Below are 16,468 nucleotides of genomic sequence, written 5' to 3' on the forward strand. Positions count from 1 at the left end.
AATATAGAAAAAACCAGCATCCGGGCAGGATGCTGGTTTACCTCATTAATCATTTTCTTCCACAAACATGAATCGGTCTCCGTTAGACAGATTGTCCAGAAGAAGCAGATGGTTGTCTGCTATCTTACCGATGACATTGACTCTCTCATCAGCTGGATAATCCTTCTTCGTTATCTGAACTTCCCCCGAATATCGCTTGTAGCCTTCATTATCCAGAGTCACAGACCCTTTTGTTCGTGATGTAGTATGCGCCGCACTCACTGTTCTCCCCGGCTGGGCATACTCACGTGACTCCTGCACACGAATAAGTGTCGACGGAGAATCTACCCGGACTGTAAACGGCTGATCATACAGATAGCGGTTCTCCCTAGAAAACTTAACAGGAAGCCGGACGAGACCGTCCCTGCTATACGCCAGAATTAAATCCAGCTCTTCGTCAGACAGTCTGACATCTCCCACAAATACGTTATCTATGTCATACCGTTTCACCAGATCCACATACTGTGCGTATGGTGACTGTGACCGGTGTGCTTCAAGCGTCGGAAGTCCCTCGTATATCGGCCCTCTAGGCTCCTCATCCCCCGTTATGAAGGCTCCTAATCTGCCTGAAGCAGCTCGAATCGCCTGGTTCATTTTGACAAACTGCTCAGGCTCCAGCCCTGTTTCCGGCCTTGGATAAAAATTGTGCATATATAGGGCGTCTGAAAACTGTTTGTCAGTCTCCCGAACTGTTGAAGCATTGAATGTCAGATCCAATGCCTCATCCAGTTCGATCGTATCCAGATCAAACCCGTAGTCGAGCCGGACGTTGTTCAGGTGAAGACGTTCAGCTAAGGTGTTCAATGACTGCTCATTAAATTTTTCGATCGTAACCGGTGAGACGTCTGCGATCACATAAAACTCATTCTCCGCCAGCCATTGACACAAGTCTTCAACTTTATTGACATAATCCCGAGTCATTTCTTCACTCATATGAAGTGAGGTGAAAATAGGTGTGCCTTTTCCTTTTAACTGTTCAAGAGCCGGCTTCTGTTTTTCGAAATGGGAAACATAGACCGAGAATCCTAAAGATTTAGACATGCTCAATGTCCTTAGCTTTTATGAACAGGAAGGTAATGATGAATCCGGCAACGTAAGAAAGCAGGATGCCGATTCCATAGTGCAGCATGCCGTTCCCCTGCATCAGCGGAAGAGCGACCCATCCAGAAGGACCCCAGGCATTCGCCATAACGCCCATCAGCATGACATAAGCGCCACCGAATCCGGCACCAAGACCAGCTGTAATAAATGGTTTACCTAAAGGCAATGTGACACCGTAGATAAGTGGTTCACCGATACCAAGTATTCCAGCAGGCAGTGCTCCTGAAATGACTTGCTGCAGGCGCTGGTTCTTGGCTTTTTTAGCAACGATGAAGATAGCAATCGCAGCACCAACTTGACCGGCTCCAGCCATTGCAAGCACTGGGAACAATGATACGCCGCCTAGCGCTTCAAGTTGAATGGCATAAATTGGAATCAGGCCGTGGTGCAGTCCAAGAAGAACCATTGGAAGAAACACCGCTGCAAGAATGTAACCGGACAGAACACTAACAAACATATTTTCAGATCCGATGATGACACTCAAGGCATCTACCAGGAAGTCTGAGGCGAATCCTGAAAGTGGCATAATAATGAAAGCCATCAGCAGTACAGTAATGAGCAGGGTGATAACTGGCGTGACGATCAGGTCCAGTACATCAGGCACACGTTTGCGTACCGCTCTTTCAATTTTAGATAAAATATAGACGCCGAAAATGACCCCGATGATTCCGCCTTTACCTGTAGTAAGAATGGAATTCAATGGCTCTTCTGCATCGTAAAGTCCAACTAAAGTGGAAAGTTCTACTAGTGGGGCAGCGATCGATGCCGCACCGATCATTCCTCCAAGCGCTTCAGTTGCTCCAAAACGTTTAGCCGCATTCACACCAGTGAAGATTGCAAAGTAACCAAGGAAGCTGTTACCAATTAAGGCAAACGTGATACGCATGCCATCCCAGAACTCTCCGCTGATTGTTCCTTCTCCCATCATTGTTCCAAGTAGACTACTGAATCCCTGGAAAATACCGGCTGCAATAATAGCTGGAATCATTGGAATGAAAATATTGGCAATTGTTTCCAAGGCCGTTTTCAGTTTTCCTTGGCTTTGGCGGTCTTTGACAGCCTGTTTATTGTCCTGCCAGTTATTCGAAGAATCTGAAGATGACGGAACGTTATAGGTTTCAATCAGTAAGTCAGCCAGTTTCTTCGCTTTCCCAGGACCAACGACAACTTGAAGCGTTTCAGCGTCTACAACGCCCATGACCCCTTCAGTATTTTTCAGGGTGTCCTGGTCGATCTTGCTTTTATCCTTAATGTTCATACGAAGACGCGTCATACAGTTAGTGGCGGAATTAATATTCTCCGTACCACCAACGGCTTCTACAATTTCTTTAATCAGGGTTTCATTGTTTTTAACCATTGACTATTCTCCTTTTCTTATAAAGCTTTTCTGATGTGTCCCTGTGATTCTTCCAGTTTTTTAACAGCCGTGTCTTTGTCGATATCTAATAAAATCATAATTATGGCTATTTTGACTTTTCCGTCACTGGCTGCTAAAGTTTTTCTGGCTGTTTCCCTGTCAGCATCGGTTGCCTTCATGACAATATTCTCAGCACGAGATACGAGCTTTTCATTCGTCGGCTGAACATCGACCATCAGGTTCTTGTATACTTTTCCGATCCCTACCATGGATAGAGTAGACAGCATATTCAGAATCATTTTCTGAGTCGAGCCTGCTTTCAGACGAGTCGAGCCTGTCAGCACTTCCGGTCCAGGGACCGCTTCTATGGCAATCTTTGCTTCATTTCCTATTGCACTGTTCTTGTTGCAGGCGATAGCTATGGTCGGCGTGCTGATCTCATTCGCATAGCTCAGCGCACCGATGACATAAGGTGTTCTGCCGCTCGCTGCCAGTCCCACGACGACATCGTTTTCATTTAACTCTATAGCTTTGAGATCTTCCTTACCCATTTCTCTGCTGTCTTCTGATCCTTCTATGGCTTCTGTAAATGCCCGCTGGCCTCCTGCGATCAGACCGACAACTTGTTCTCTTGGTGTACCGAAAGTTGGTGGGCATTCCGCCGCATCCAGCACACCAAGGCGTCCACTCGTGCCGGCGCCAGTATAAATCAGTCTCCCTCCTTTTTTCAGCTGGGTTGTAATGACTTGAACAGCTTCCTCAATTTCAGGAATCACCTCCCCAATGGCTTCTGCAACCTTCTTATCTTCACTGTTCATAATCGTCAATGCTTCTTTTATACTCATTTCATCCAGATTCATCGTGTTCGGGTTCTGTTTCTCTGTTTCCATTTTTCCTAATTCTACCACTAGTCTCGCTCCTTCTTGATCTGTGTTTTCTCCAGGATTTCGAGGGATTGTTCATACATTCTATTAATAAAGCTGGTATATAAAATATCTATGACATTCAGCTGAGCAATTCTGGAAGACATCGCTCCACTTCTGAAACTGAACTCACTGGAGGCCACATAAAGAGAGTAATCTGCCATCTGGTTGATCGGTGAATCTCCCGTTTTGGTAATGGAGATGATTTTGGCTCCGTTCTCTTTAGCTACCTTGGCACACGTGATCATTTCTTCAGTCTGTCCTGAATAGGAAATGATAAGCGCCACATCTTTTTCGCTCATATTCTTTGCCATCAAGAGCTGCGTGTGCCAGTCTTCACTGACATATGACATTTTATTGATCCGAGTGAATTTCAGCTGAGCATCTTTAGCTACAATCAGTGATGCCCCGATACCAAATATAGACAGCTTTTCGCATGTCAAAATCTCTTCCACAGTTGCCTTGACCACATCATTATCAATTAACTGCGCTGTTTCTTCCAGAGAAAGAATATTTTTATGGGTGACCTTCTTGACAATTTCATCCACTTCATCTGTCCGTGTGAGATCAGATATATTCTTTTCTTTATAATTTGACCGGATCGCCTGCTCATAGATCAGGTCTTTCGAAAAATCTTTGTATCCAGTGTACCCATTTTTCTTGCATAGGCGAATAATTGTCGAAGGCGAAGAAAAAGTCTTCTCTGCAAGTTTATAGATTGTCAGTCTGCTCGCTTCATCAGGATGTTTCAAAATGAAATCGATCACTGCCATTTCTGTCGGACTTGCTACTTTCTTGTATTCTTTTAATCTGATCGTTGCTATGGCCATAGTCTTATCTCCTTCTTCACCTTTATCTTATCAGTATAAAACTAAGTGTCAATGAAACGCTTACTATATGGAACATAGTACCACACAATGATGTATTCGATTCCAATATATGAATTTTTCATGAAACTTTTTGGTCCTTCCAAGAAAGAATGTTTCAGACAGAATGAGCTTTGACAAAGCCCTTGGAATTACCTATAGTTATCTGGTATGACAGATTCATCCTTATATATCGGATCCCGTCACTGTCATTTACATGTAAATTAATCTTTCGGAGGATACATAAGTGAAGAAAATCGTCTTTATATTAATCATTTACCTGACTTATATCAGTCTCGGTCTGCCGGATTCACTCTTAGGCGTCACCTGGCCTGAAATGCAGTCTGACTTTCCTGTTCAGCAGAGTGCGGCAGGTATCATTTCCATGACCGTAGCTGCCTGCGGAGTGCTGTCCAGTTTACAGACCGCTCGCCTGACCAGAAAACTGGGAACAGGCCAGCTCGTCTTTATCAGTGTACTCCTGACTTCTTTAGGCCTGGCCGGATTCGCATTATCACGGCACTTTTTCTTCCTGCTCGTTGTGGCGCTGCCTCTGGGACTAGGTGCCGGAGCAATCGATACATCCTTGAACAACTATGTTTCAGCAAACCTTAAGGCTTACCACATGAACTGGCTTCATGCCTTCTGGGGTGTAGGGGCAACGGCCGGCCCTCTGATCATGGGGTTTACACTAAGAAGTCAGTTCTCCTGGCGTGTCGGTTATGCGACTATTGCAGGGATACAGCTCCTTATTGCTCTGGTCCTTTTCTTTTCTCTTCCCATGTGGCAGAGCGAATCCGCTGTCCGGGATCAGGAAGAAAGCCTGTCCCTTACACCGTCACTCTTTATGAAGAACAAGGCCATCGGTTACTCTCTTCTATCTTTTCTAATTTATGTATCGATTGAAGGAGTCGTGTTCCTTTGGGGAAGCACCTATCTGATCAGTATTAAAGACCTGACACCGGCTACGGCCAGTTTTATCCTGTCGATTTTCTTTACCAGTCTGACGCTTGGACGGGTCGCTTCCGGTTTCGTCACCTTCTGGCTGTCTAATAAGAAGATTCTCTATTTAAGCATGATCCTGCTGATAGCGGGTATCGGATCCACCGCGTTCGGAACAAATACGCTGCTTTATGTCGGGCTGGCTCTAATCGGTCTGGGTTGTGCAGCGATTTTCCCGACTATGATGCATGAAACACCTCGTCGCTTCGGTGATCAGCTCTCCAGCAGCATCATCGGTCTGCAGGTCGCATCCGGTTCCGTCGGCATCATAGCTGTTCCACCTCTTCTAGGCGTAGTATTCCAGTCGATCGGCATGGAGCTGTTTCCAGTCTTTCTTGCTGTATTGACCCTCATGCTGTTTGTCCTGACCATACTGATCGACAGGACGCATCAGAAGAACTCGTAAACCCTGCTTCAATTGTAACCTGTCCATGGTAAACTATACCCAGATGAATACTATACTGAAAGAAGGTCATCCAATGAAAACCGCTCAGCAATGGATCGAGGCGCTCGATCTGCAGCCACATCCCGAAGGCGGCTATTACCGGCAGACGGATCTGTCCGACGACCAGTACAATAAGCCGGACAGATCCTTGCCCTTATATACAAACATCTATTTTTTACTGACTGAGGACAACCCGTCTCATTTTCATCGGCTGTCATCTGATGAACTATGGTTCTTTCACGACGGCAATCCACTCACGGTTCATTCTCTGACTCCAGAAGGGGCATATACTGAGACCACCCTGGGACTGGAAACCAACCAGCACTTGCATCATACCGTGCCGGCCGGAACCATTTTTGGTTCGACTGTTGACCAAGGCTACGCACTGGTCAGCTGTGCAGTCATTCCAGGCTTTGACTTTTCTGAATTCAAACTCTTTACTAAAGACGATCTGTTAAAGACTTATCCTGACCATTCTGATATTATAAACAAACTAGCCTACGACACCTTACCTGAATAAGGGTGTCATAGGCTAGCTTTTCAATTCAACTATTCATTTGCGGGGAATCAGGTTCTAGCTGCATAAATTCAAGGTAGTTGCCGTCTGGATCTTGAATCCAGAACTGGTAATTGTTATCTTTCCCTTTGGATACCTCCTGAACGAACGGGATGCCCTGCTCTTTAATACGCTCTGCCTCGCCGTCTATATCATCCACGACAAAGCAAATGTGGTTCAGCTGATTCTTCTTCTCTACAGATCCGTCATAGAAAAACTCCAGAAAAGACTGGTCAGCCACTTTGACGTAGACGATCCACGGGTCTCCTTCATCTGTATCCAAGTCGAAAGCCCGCTCAAACCCTAATTTGCCGCAATAAAAATCCAGTGTCTTCTCCATGTCCACGACATGGTAGCCCTTGTGATGTATGCCTTTGATCATATCTGTTCACCTTTTCCTCTTCTTTAATATGTGTGAGTTATCTGTCCATATGCCCGTCAACAAATTCGCCGATCAGGGTGTTGATCTGTTCCGGTTCTTCATGATGGAGCCAGTGCGTCGCTTCGCCGAGAAGGATACCCCGTCCATCATCACAGAAGTCCAGACTGTTTACAGCCATCTCTTTTCCGAGAAACTGGTCCTTAGCGCCCCATAGAATCAGTGTCGGTACCTTCACGCGTTTAGGCAGATTCGATGAGGCCATACTCTTCGCATTAGCCCGATACCAGTTGAGCATGGACCGCATGGCGTTCGGCTGAGCCCACGCTTTACGGTAGGCTTCGAGATCCTGACCCGAAAAGGCACCCGGCGTGCTGGTCATCTGCAGTGCACCGGCTGCGTTCTCTCCGTCTGAAGACAGGAGAAATTGCTCAGGAATTCCTTGAAGCTGGAAAAATAGAATATATGAGCTTTTCAACAGCTGACCAGGGTGTCGGGCAATCTGCTTCTTCAATGCACCGGAATGAGGAGCATTAAGAATAATCATTTTTTCAATGAGTTCCGGGTATTCTCTGGCTACACGCCATGCGACAATACCGCCCCAGTCGTGTCCGACCAGTATGACTTTAGATTTTCCAGAGGCTTTGATCAGTCCCACTACATCATCAACTAAATGAGTCATCTCGTAGTTTTCAACAGCTTCTGGCTTATCACTTAAATTATAGCCCCGCTGATCAGGCGCCCAGACTCGGTAGCCTTCAGCTGCAAAATAGTCGATCTGCTTATGCCAGCCGTACCAGAATTCTGGAAAACCATGTAGAAAGAGCATTACTTCTCCGTCTTTAGGCCCGTGCTGAACCACGTGCAAGTCTATCCCGTTTACATTGACCGTTTCATGTTCAAACGCTTCCATCTTTTTCCTCCCTGCTTCTTTTCATTATTATTCAATCAGCTAATTTGTTCACTACCTTAATCATATTTTAAATGCTCTCTCTACTCCACTCATAACACTTGCCTGAACCATAATTATAAGCAATATCTTATCCCCTGAAGATTACCTTTTTGAGCTTATAAAAAAAGGCAAAAGATAATCTCCTTTGCCTTTTCCTGTTACGTTCCAAGTTTTCTTATTTCTCTATTTATCAATGTATCTTTCATCATCTCTTCAAAAGCATCTACCGGAACTGGGCGGGAAAAGAGGTAGCCCTGACCGATGCGGCACCGGCTGTCCAGCAGTTTATTAACCTGCGATTCGGTCTCCACTCCTTCTGCCACTACTGCCAGATCAAGGCTCTCGCCTAATGCGATGAGGGATTTGACGAAAGCGAGCTGACTCGGCTCTTCCATTTCTGCAATAAAAGATTTGTCCAGTTTGATCGTATCGACCGGCAGTTTCTGGATGATGTGAAGCGATGAGTAGCCCGTACCAAAATCATCGATCGATATGCTGATCTTCATCTCTCTTAAATCATGAAGGACAGGAGAGCTTTGATGAATATCCTGCATAATACTTTCCGTCACTTCCAGTTCCAGATATCTGGATTCCATTCCAGTTTCATGAAGGACCCTTTTTATATAAGACAACAGTTTGCCGTTCTGAAATTGTTTAACTGAGACATTGACGGCAACTGGTAGAAATGGCAGCCCTTTTCTCTGCCATCTTTTATTCTGCCTGCAGGCTTCTCTGATCACCCATTCACCGATTGCAATGATGTGCCCGGTTTCTTCTGCAACCGGTATGAATTCAACAGGAGAGATTTCTCCCAGTTCAGGATGATTCCAGCGCAGCAGAGCTTCCATACCAATAATCTGACGTGTCTTCAAATCAACTTTTGGCTGATAATGTAAGCTGAACTGCCCCTCTCTCAGTCCGTTCTGCAACCCATTTTCTATGGTCATTCGTCGGGACATGATCTGATTCAACTGCTCATTGAAAAACTCAAAGCCATTCTTTCCTTTATCTTTAGCCAGATACATTGCAGTGTCTGCAAACCTGAACAGTTCCTCATACGTCTTTCCGTTTTCGGGATACATACTGACTCCAATACTGGTCGTCAGGGTGATATCGTGCCCATCAACGGAGAACGGATCCTGTAGAATTAGCAGGATCTTATTCGCAATTCTCTCGCATACATCATCTTTCGGCCGGGAAATAATGACTGCAAACTCGTCTCCACCCAGACGGAAGACCTGCATCCCCTGTTCCATTATCTGAAGCAGCCGGTTCGCAATTTTTTTCAGCAGAAGATCGCCAACTTGATGACCAAGTGTATCATTGACAATTTTGAACCGGTCCAGATCGATCATCAGCAGAGCAATCTCGTTATCTTTTCTGACAGCCATTTCAGCATCCAGCTCTTTTTTGAAGCTAACTCTGTTCTTAAGTCCAGTCAAGGAATCATGATGAGCTAAATAACTGTATTCTTCAATCAATTCATCATTTTGCCTAAGAACATACACTTGTCTTCCGATAATCATCACTATAATAACTAACGCCCCAAGACTGAGTGCGTTCAACTGCCAGTTGTAGCTGTCTATAACGAGACCGATAAGAATCAGTGTCACGATATAGGGCATCATCATATCTGCATGTTTGACAGGCTTGCTGATATTGAAGAGCTGCTGTTCGTTCTCTTTTTTTACATAATACGCGGAGAGTCCAATAAGCCACAGACCGAAAAGCCATAAATAATCCGGCGCGCTTCCCGGATAATAACTCCCGTTCATTTCCAGATAGGTATACACATAATCAGCGCTGATGGTGAAAGAAAATCCGGCAATCAGGAAAAGGATCTTATTGTTTTCTCTGTTTTTCTGAACCAGATAATATAAAATAGCTATCATAAAAAATGAGCTGAGATTGATTAGTGGGTAAGCAAGTGTGACAAGGGTCATGACTATAGAATTATTCGTATAGTCCCACGCCGAATCCACTAAGTAATAAGCAATGACAGACGACAGCATGACCATAAATACAGCAATATTGAAATGGTAGTATTGCTTGAAAGATGCTCTGTCAGAAGCCCAGACCCGATAAATAAGTGCCGCCAGATAGACCACATACGCTATAAGCCACAAAGTAAATTCGATAGCTGAATTAACAGGCTGACCTGACATGATCTGAGGAAAAAGCCAGGTAATATTTCCGGATAAGTATATCAGCGTGCCCACACTGAGCAGCCTCCAAAAATATTTAAATCGGGTCACTTCCTTTTTCGAAGCTTGATAAAGGTAATAAAAGTTGAATATAAGTGCCAGTGTCTGAAGGATAGTAATACCCAAACCAGCCACCCAGGTATTTTCTCTGAAAAAGAAGCGCCACCCTGCAAGAATGCTCATATTCAAAAAAATAAAAAACAGGATAGGTCGGTTCCGTCTAGCCCACGTCATGCTCTCACCTCTATTTGTGTATACTTGTATATTTATAATCGACAATTACTACTCCCTATTAATAGACTTATAAGAAATAAATATATTTAATTAGAAAATAAGTAATAATTTTATAATTAAATTGTCCGGTTATTGTCAATTTTCCATTGTCACATCATATTAATACTTATATCACCGTTTCCTTTAGAGCCTTTTCTGATTCATTACTGTACACAAAAAAGTCAGATGATTGAAGCGAATCATCTGACTTTTTCCTAATTGTAGTCATCATTTTGTTCTTTAAAGAAGTGGTCACCTGCGTAACCGAATGACTTTCTAAAAAATGACTCAACCTGTTTACTACTATCCGCTTTCGCCTACCAACATCAGCTGTTTTTCACACTTAAAATCGTTACTGTTCCAAGAATGATGCCCATTCCTCCAAGTTGAGGGAGGGTCAGTCCTTCACCCATGACCAGCACACCGAAAAGGGAGGCGGTCACTGGTTCAACCATCGCTGACACAGAAGCAGCTGTTGGCGTCGTTTTCTTCAATCCAGTGATGTACAAGAAAAACGACAGGCCGGCTCCAAAGATGCCCAGAAGGATCATCCAGAACAAGTCGGGAGAAGTTACTGCAGAGACTGTTTCCCCATAATCGACCACAAACAGCATCAGAACAGATAAGGTCAGAAAGGCTACCGTCAGGACACCTTGCGGCTTGCCATGTAAAGAGGCCCGCTTAAAGCTGAACAGAAAGAGTGCATACGACAGACCTGCACCTAATCCTGTGGCTATTCCAAAAGGTGTGATGCCATCAGATCCGGCAGCGTAAACCTCAGTCATGAGTACGACTCCGACAGTTACACTCAAAATAGCCAACCACTTGAATACTGTCGGCTTTTCCAGACGCAGAATGAAGGAGGTCAGAAGGACAAAAATTGGTGCCGTATACATTAAAGTAGCGGCTACGGCTATACTCCCTTCGGATATGCTGACAAAGTAGAAAATAAAGTTCCCTGCTACGCCCAAACCGGCCACCAGCGACCACAGCAGCATCTTTCTGCTCCATTTTACAGGCCTGAGAATCAGCCAGATCCCTATGAAAATCAGCCCCACTGCCCCTCTATAAAAAGCAATGACCAGCGGATCCCAGCCCCTATCCATCAGGAAGCCACCTAACCCTCCGGATAGGCCCCAGAGAACCGCGGCTATCATAACCAGTCCCAATCCACCAATACTCACATACGTATCCTCCTAGTAATTACATTCAAATCAATTTCGAATAAGCTAATAGTACACTGACCTATCTCCTTTAATCCTATGGAAATTATCTTTCATATACAACTTATCCTACTTATATTCAGTCAGATTTGAGGCAACTGAGTTCCAATTACTGATTGGATTGCTTTCTTCCAAGCGAAAAATTATACTTAAGGCATTAACCTAACTGATACTGGAAGGACTGATACATATGCTGCATTTAGAATCGATCACTAAAGACAACTGGACAAAAGCTATTGCTTTAAAAGTAAGACAAGACCAGGAGACATTTGTAGCCTCCAATGCCGTGTCTTTAGCTCAGCTGAATTTCCTCGACAACTTTTATGCTAAAGGCATTTATCACGATGATGAAATGGTCGGCTTTACACTTTACGGCATAGACGACGAAGACCAGCAGTACTGGATGTCCCGCTTGATGATCGATGAAAAGCATCAAGGCAAAGGATTCGGCACGCAGGCAGTCAGACTGGTCATTGAAGATGTCCGCAGAATAAAAGAACCAAGCCATAAGACCTTGACGCTGTCTTATGAACCGGAGAATGTTCATGCCCGAGACATTTACAAGAGGCTAGGATTTGAAGAGATCGACGGCATGATTATTGAAGGAGAACAAATCGCAAGGCTGTCTTTAGATTAAGAAAAAACGTTCAGCGACTGTTGCGCTGAACGTTTTTTCACTATTTTACTAATAGTTAAAACTCATCACGTTCTTTTCGTAGACTGATAAAGTCCTCCAGTGTCTCCGCCTTGAGAAACAGATTGATGGCCTTCTCTTTTTCAATAGTAGACGGCAAGGTCGGTTTGTCCTGTTCTCTCTTCTCCTCAACCTCTTTGAGTGCATCCGCAATCGTCTGATTATCGGGCTGAACCGACTGAGCAAACTTCAGATTCGTCTGAGTATATTCATGACCCGCATACACTAGAGTATCGTTATCGAGCGTGTTAAATATCTGTAGTGCCTCATACTGTGCACCATAATCTCCAGTAAAGACTCGTCCGCAGCCTCCGGAAAACAGAGCATCACCGCAGAACAGCGCTCCTTCTGTCAGAAAACTGATGTGCTCATTCGAATGTCCGGCCGTTTTCATCACCTTGAATGTCTGATTCAACAGCTTAAATGTGTCCCCATCTTTGACAATATGATCAGCCAGCTGCTTCGTTTCCACTGGCCCATATACCGGTATTCCAGGGTGTTCTTCAAGAACAGCTTCCACCCCGCCGATATGGTCATTATGCTCATGGGTTAGAATAATCGCATGCAGGACTAATTCTTTATCTTTCAGATGCTTAATGACGCCTTCAGATTCTCCAGGATCTACAACGACTGCCTCCTGTCCCTCTTCGATCACCCAAATGTAGTTATCAGAAAATGCTTTGACTGGATAAACATGCATGTGACTCGCTCCTTTTATACTATTCTATAACCTTACCTTATGATTACATATGTCATGATAGTCCATAAAGTTTTGTTGCTTACGGCTAGTTATCTTCTACTCCCTGTTAGTCTTATGAATCGTTGCCAGCCATTTATTTAAACAGTGTACCGCTCTTTCCAGCTTACTGGAAAGGTTATCTCATTTGCATAGGCGTACCGGATCAGCTGGCCATGGTGCTGGACCTCGTGTTCGTGCAGATCAATCAGAAGATCCAGATCCAACAGGCTTATGGCGGTCCGGTCAATAAAGTTATTCAAGTCATTACGCGTATGCGTCATTGCTTCGACTACGACATTCTTATTATCAATCTCCGTTAAACTGCAGTCGAACCCGAGCCACTTCCCTTCAATCAGGGCTTTTAAATAACTTTCTCTTGCTCCAATAATACAATAAGCCTGTTCTCCTATTGTATTTGATGGAGCATCAGGTATTTTCATTTTAAGACATTCTTCATTAATAAACAGGTAAAACTCGTCAGTTAATTGAAGTGACTGCTTTATTCTATTTATCAACTGATCCATTCCCAAACATCTCCTCCCAGTCCAAACGTTTTTAAAAATAATGTCACATCAGAGGTATCCTTTTCTATCTTCTTAGATTATACTATAAGCAAATCAGCGAGAAGGAGGATATCCCTTATGTCTCAAGAATTTGCATATGAGTGGCTTAATGTGGCCAGTCTGTTTTTCGGACTGTTAGCCTGGGCCATTCCAGTTTATCAAATTGTCCGACCGATCAGACGAACTTACAATCAGTCGCTACTTGTTTTGAGCAGTTTTACCTTCTGTACCGTTGCCCTATGGTTTCATGTTTTGTATAACAATCACCTGGTCCAGATTCAAGATTGGGGAGCCTTACTTGATACCAGCTCCGTACTGACTTGGGTAGCCGGTATTCTTCTCCTTGTCACCGTTGTACTCAACATCTTCAGTATTAGATCTTATGCTCAATTGAGAGTAAAGAAGTAAGGTCAGGTCCTTCCTCTATTAGTAAACAAAATCTCGAAAAAAGTTATCTTAACAACAGAGCCAGAAATATTATAATGAAGAATAATCTTGTCGTATAATTTCATATGTCATGATATCGCAGAGGCCTGTATTATTTATGGCTACCTGTCTTCTAAGCCCTGTATATGTAAGCCCAGATTTTTCAAGCACTTTCCCAGAGCCCGCATTTCTTGGATCTACATGAGCTTCAATACGATTAACACCAATATCTTTGAATAGAAAGAAGACGATTTCCTTTAGTGTTTCAGTCATGAATCCTTTATTCCAGTATTCTTTTCCAATACAGTATCCTAACTCAACGGACTCTACCCTTGTGCTTATCGATACTACACTGATACTTCCGATCGGTTCTCCGGTTTCCTTTAATACTATGCACCATCTGTATGTATCCGGGTCCTCATAGCTTAAAATCCCGTTTTTCAGCAGAGAACGCGTCTCGTCACTGCTTTCATGTGCAGGCCATGTTAAAAATTGCGTCACTTCAGTATCATTGGCCCAGTTTTTATACATTAACTCTGCATCATTTTCTTCAAATTTCCTCAATAGTAACCGTTCTGATTCTATCTCCTGCGTTCCACAATGATTCATGTCACATGCCTCCATGATATTTTTCAAGATGCTTAAATTCTTAGTAAGGATCTATCTTTTTCTTGTTTCTGTTTTAACTGTCTTCTTATAGTTCCTTCCCCATATTTCTTCTCCTTTGCAGCAAAGTTAATCCTTTACCAGTTTAGTTAGTTTGATTATAGCACTTCATGAGACACAAGTAAGTATACAATAGGATTCTCTGTCCATTGTTACTCCCTTCCTGTCTTTTTGTCACTATATAAGCATCGTCTCGCAATCATAATCTCCAGGTTCATTAATGTGCGTTTCTCTCAGCCTCCTTTTTCTGCTATTATATTTCTATAATAAGCTTTGGGGGTAAGAACAATGAAATTCAAGCAGAATATCCGGGGGAATTTGGCCTTGGGGGTCAATCCGGTGGGGTGCAGGCAGGAAGTTTTGAACCAGATCGACTACGTGAAGAGCAAAGGGCATTACGAGGCTCCTAAAAAGGTCCTGATCATCGGTGCTTCTTCAAGCTACGGCCTGGCTACTCGTATCAGTCTGGCATTTGGGGCAGGAGCAGATACGATCGGTGTCTCATTTGAAAAAGGCCCTAAGAGTGAACGTAATCTGGGGACTGCCGGCTGGTACAACAACATCGCTTTCCGCGAAGCAGCAGAAAAAGAAGGACTGGTAGCCAAGAACTTCGTAACCGACGCCTTCAGTCATGACGCTAAGCAGGAAGTCATTGACTATATCAAAAATGAGTTCGGCGGAAAAGTCGATCTTGTGGTTTACAGCCTTGCTAGCGGACGTCGCACCGATCCGGATACTGGTGAAACTTACACCTCTTCAATCAAAGCTATTGGAGATCAGGTAGTCGGACCGAACATCAACATGCAGAAAGAAGAATTCTTCACAGATACTCTGGAGCCTGCAACTGAACAGGAAATAGCAGACACTGTGAAAGTTATGGGTGGCGAAGACTGGGAACTATGGATGAAGGCGCTCAAAGATGCTGACGTCTTATCCGAAGGTGTACTGACGACCAATTATTCATACTTAGGTACAGAACTGAATCGCCCTTATTACGGCGGAGGTACACTCGGACAGGCAAAAGCGGACTGTGACGTCAAAGCAGACAACATCAACAAGCTCCTGGCAGATATCAACGGAAAAGCTCAAATCGTTGTTGCAACAGCGGTAACGACTAAAGCCAGCTCAGTCATTCCATTCTTCATCGTCTACTGTATCGGCCTGTACAAAGTGATGTCTGAAAAAGGCACGCACGAAACACCGATCATGCATCAGGACAGGATCTACCGTGACATGATATACGGAGACAACCCTGAATACGATGACGAAGGTCGTCTGCGACCGGACAGCTGGGAACTAGACAAAGACACTCAGGCTGAAACAAAAGAACTGATCATGAAACTGAACGAAGATAACTTCAATACTGACATGACTGCTTATGACTTATTTTATAAAGAATTCTCAAACTTAAGTGGCTTCATGGTCGATAATTATGTCGATGAAGACATTACGATCAATGAACTGAAGTCCTGGGAATACTAATTTAAATGCTGTAAAAAAGGGTATGACATCACTGTCACACCCTTTTTTGCTTGTCCATTTCCTTTTTATTCTGAGTTTAAAAGTTGTACTTGAAAAAAAGCTTGTCGACTTCCAGAACGGGAAAGCCTTCAGGCAGATCAGTCTGATTTATCCGCTCAAAGCCGTGTTTAGCATAAAAACGGTGCGCTGCTAAAAATAACGGAGTTGTTCCCAGATAAATAGCATCTACTTCCTGTTCACTCGCCCACTGCTTGGCTGCATCCAGAAGCAGCTTAGCCGTATTGAATGTCGCCCCTCGGAAACCCTCAGCCACAAACATTTTACGTAAGGCAGCATTTCCCTTACCGATATCCAGCAAACTGATTGTTCCGACCACTTTATCCTCGTATAAAGCTACCCAGAAATTGCCATGTCCCGTCTGGTAGACCCTTTTCACTTTAAACAGATCCGGCTGGTCTTCCGCGGTGAGTGCCACCCCGTATTCCTGTTGCTGGATGGATAGAATCAATTCTACCACTTGGTCTTGATCTGACTCTTTGTATTCCCTAATTACCGGGCTGTCTGCCATGTCCTTCTTC

At 44.0% G+C, this 16,468-nt stretch carries 17 protein-coding genes; 5 read left to right on the forward strand and 12 right to left on the reverse strand.

The genetic code is table 11. The features are described from left to right. Window positions 1–45: 45 nt before the first annotated feature. Genes BMX79_RS07145 through BMX79_RS07160 form a run of 4 tightly spaced genes read right to left on the reverse strand, consistent with a single transcriptional unit; the run spans window position 46 to window position 4,250 of the window. Window positions 46–1,080, reverse strand: a complete 1,035-nt coding sequence (locus BMX79_RS07145; RefSeq protein ID WP_091480826.1) for a MupG family TIM beta-alpha barrel fold protein — start codon at window positions 1,078–1,080, stop codon at window positions 46–48. Further along, the gene (locus tag BMX79_RS07150; RefSeq protein ID WP_091480829.1) at window positions 1,073–2,497 is read right to left on the reverse strand and encodes a PTS transporter subunit EIIC; all 1,425 of its coding nucleotides are present in this window, start codon (window positions 2,495–2,497) and stop codon (window positions 1,073–1,075) included. The genes BMX79_RS07145 and BMX79_RS07150 overlap by 8 nt, the downstream gene beginning before the upstream one ends. Before the next feature lie 17 nt (window positions 2,498–2,514). After that, on the reverse strand, window positions 2,515–3,387 hold the full coding sequence (gene murQ / locus BMX79_RS07155; RefSeq protein ID WP_246117668.1) for an N-acetylmuramic acid 6-phosphate etherase: 873 nt from the start codon (window positions 3,385–3,387) through the stop codon (window positions 2,515–2,517). 17 nt (window positions 3,388–3,404) lie between these two features. Then, window positions 3,405–4,250, reverse strand: coding sequence for a MurR/RpiR family transcriptional regulator (locus BMX79_RS07160; protein WP_091480835.1), 846 nt, complete (start codon window positions 4,248–4,250; stop codon window positions 3,405–3,407). A gap of 283 nt (window positions 4,251–4,533) precedes the next feature. Between BMX79_RS07160 and BMX79_RS07165 the strand changes: the two genes are divergently transcribed. Both BMX79_RS07165 and BMX79_RS07170 read left to right on the forward strand, forming a co-directional pair. Then, entirely contained in the window at window positions 4,534–5,694 is a 1,161-nt protein-coding gene (locus tag BMX79_RS07165) for an MFS transporter (protein ID WP_218025367.1), read from the forward strand. Between the two features lie 73 nt (window positions 5,695–5,767). After that, window positions 5,768–6,253 (forward strand): cupin domain-containing protein, encoded by a 486-nt coding sequence (locus tag BMX79_RS07170; protein WP_091480837.1) that lies wholly within the window; start codon window positions 5,768–5,770, stop codon window positions 6,251–6,253. Window positions 6,254–6,278: 25 nt separating this feature from the next. Here the strand turns inward: BMX79_RS07170 and BMX79_RS07175 are convergent, their stop codons facing one another. The 4 genes from BMX79_RS07175 to BMX79_RS07190 all read right to left on the reverse strand — a co-directional run bounded on the left by BMX79_RS07175 (window position 6,279) and on the right by BMX79_RS07190 (window position 11,281). Beyond that, entirely contained in the window at window positions 6,279–6,671 is a 393-nt protein-coding gene (locus BMX79_RS07175) for a VOC family protein (protein ID WP_091480840.1), read from the reverse strand. Between the two features lie 37 nt (window positions 6,672–6,708). Beyond that, on the reverse strand, window positions 6,709–7,581 hold the full coding sequence (locus BMX79_RS07180) for an alpha/beta fold hydrolase (RefSeq protein ID WP_091480843.1): 873 nt from the start codon (window positions 7,579–7,581) through the stop codon (window positions 6,709–6,711). 197 nt (window positions 7,582–7,778) lie between these two features. Then, complete coding sequence (locus BMX79_RS07185; RefSeq protein WP_091480845.1) at window positions 7,779–10,058, reverse strand: EAL domain-containing protein; 2,280 nt, start codon at window positions 10,056–10,058, stop codon at window positions 7,779–7,781. Between the two features lie 365 nt (window positions 10,059–10,423). Continuing rightward, window positions 10,424–11,281, reverse strand: coding sequence for a DMT family transporter (locus BMX79_RS07190; RefSeq protein WP_091480848.1), 858 nt, complete (start codon window positions 11,279–11,281; stop codon window positions 10,424–10,426). Window positions 11,282–11,510: 229 nt separating this feature from the next. Here BMX79_RS07190 and BMX79_RS07195 point away from each other — a divergent pair, with 229 nt between their 5' ends. Beyond that, the gene (locus BMX79_RS07195) at window positions 11,511–11,957 is read left to right on the forward strand and encodes a GNAT family N-acetyltransferase (protein WP_091480850.1); all 447 of its coding nucleotides are present in this window, start codon (window positions 11,511–11,513) and stop codon (window positions 11,955–11,957) included. 55 nt (window positions 11,958–12,012) lie between these two features. Here the strand turns inward: BMX79_RS07195 and gloB are convergent, their stop codons facing one another. Both gloB and BMX79_RS07205 read right to left on the reverse strand, forming a co-directional pair. Next, on the reverse strand, window positions 12,013–12,714 hold the full coding sequence (gene gloB / locus BMX79_RS07200; RefSeq protein ID WP_091480853.1) for a hydroxyacylglutathione hydrolase: 702 nt from the start codon (window positions 12,712–12,714) through the stop codon (window positions 12,013–12,015). 137 nt (window positions 12,715–12,851) lie between these two features. Continuing rightward, entirely contained in the window at window positions 12,852–13,277 is a 426-nt protein-coding gene (locus BMX79_RS07205; protein WP_091480856.1) for a hypothetical protein, read from the reverse strand. A gap of 117 nt (window positions 13,278–13,394) precedes the next feature. On the opposite strand from BMX79_RS07205, the gene BMX79_RS07210 reads away from it, so the two are divergent. Beyond that, entirely contained in the window at window positions 13,395–13,724 is a 330-nt protein-coding gene (locus BMX79_RS07210) for a hypothetical protein (RefSeq protein ID WP_091480859.1), read from the forward strand. Between the two features lie 69 nt (window positions 13,725–13,793). Here BMX79_RS07210 and BMX79_RS07215 read toward each other — a convergent pair whose 3' ends face one another. Further along, window positions 13,794–14,351 (reverse strand): GNAT family N-acetyltransferase, encoded by a 558-nt coding sequence (locus BMX79_RS07215; protein WP_091480861.1) that lies wholly within the window; start codon window positions 14,349–14,351, stop codon window positions 13,794–13,796. 345 nt (window positions 14,352–14,696) lie between these two features. Here BMX79_RS07215 and fabV point away from each other — a divergent pair, with 345 nt between their 5' ends. After that, the gene (gene fabV, locus BMX79_RS07220) at window positions 14,697–15,890 is read left to right on the forward strand and encodes an enoyl-ACP reductase FabV (RefSeq protein ID WP_091480864.1); all 1,194 of its coding nucleotides are present in this window, start codon (window positions 14,697–14,699) and stop codon (window positions 15,888–15,890) included. A gap of 76 nt (window positions 15,891–15,966) precedes the next feature. On the opposite strand, the gene BMX79_RS07225 is transcribed toward fabV, so the two are convergent. After that, window positions 15,967–16,458, reverse strand: coding sequence for a GNAT family N-acetyltransferase (locus BMX79_RS07225; protein ID WP_091480866.1), 492 nt, complete (start codon window positions 16,456–16,458; stop codon window positions 15,967–15,969). Window positions 16,459–16,468 lie beyond the last annotated feature (10 nt).

Source organism: Alkalibacterium pelagium (genome assembly GCF_900109325.1).
Classification (GTDB): Bacteria; Bacillota; Bacilli; order Lactobacillales; family Carnobacteriaceae_A; genus Alkalibacterium; species Alkalibacterium pelagium.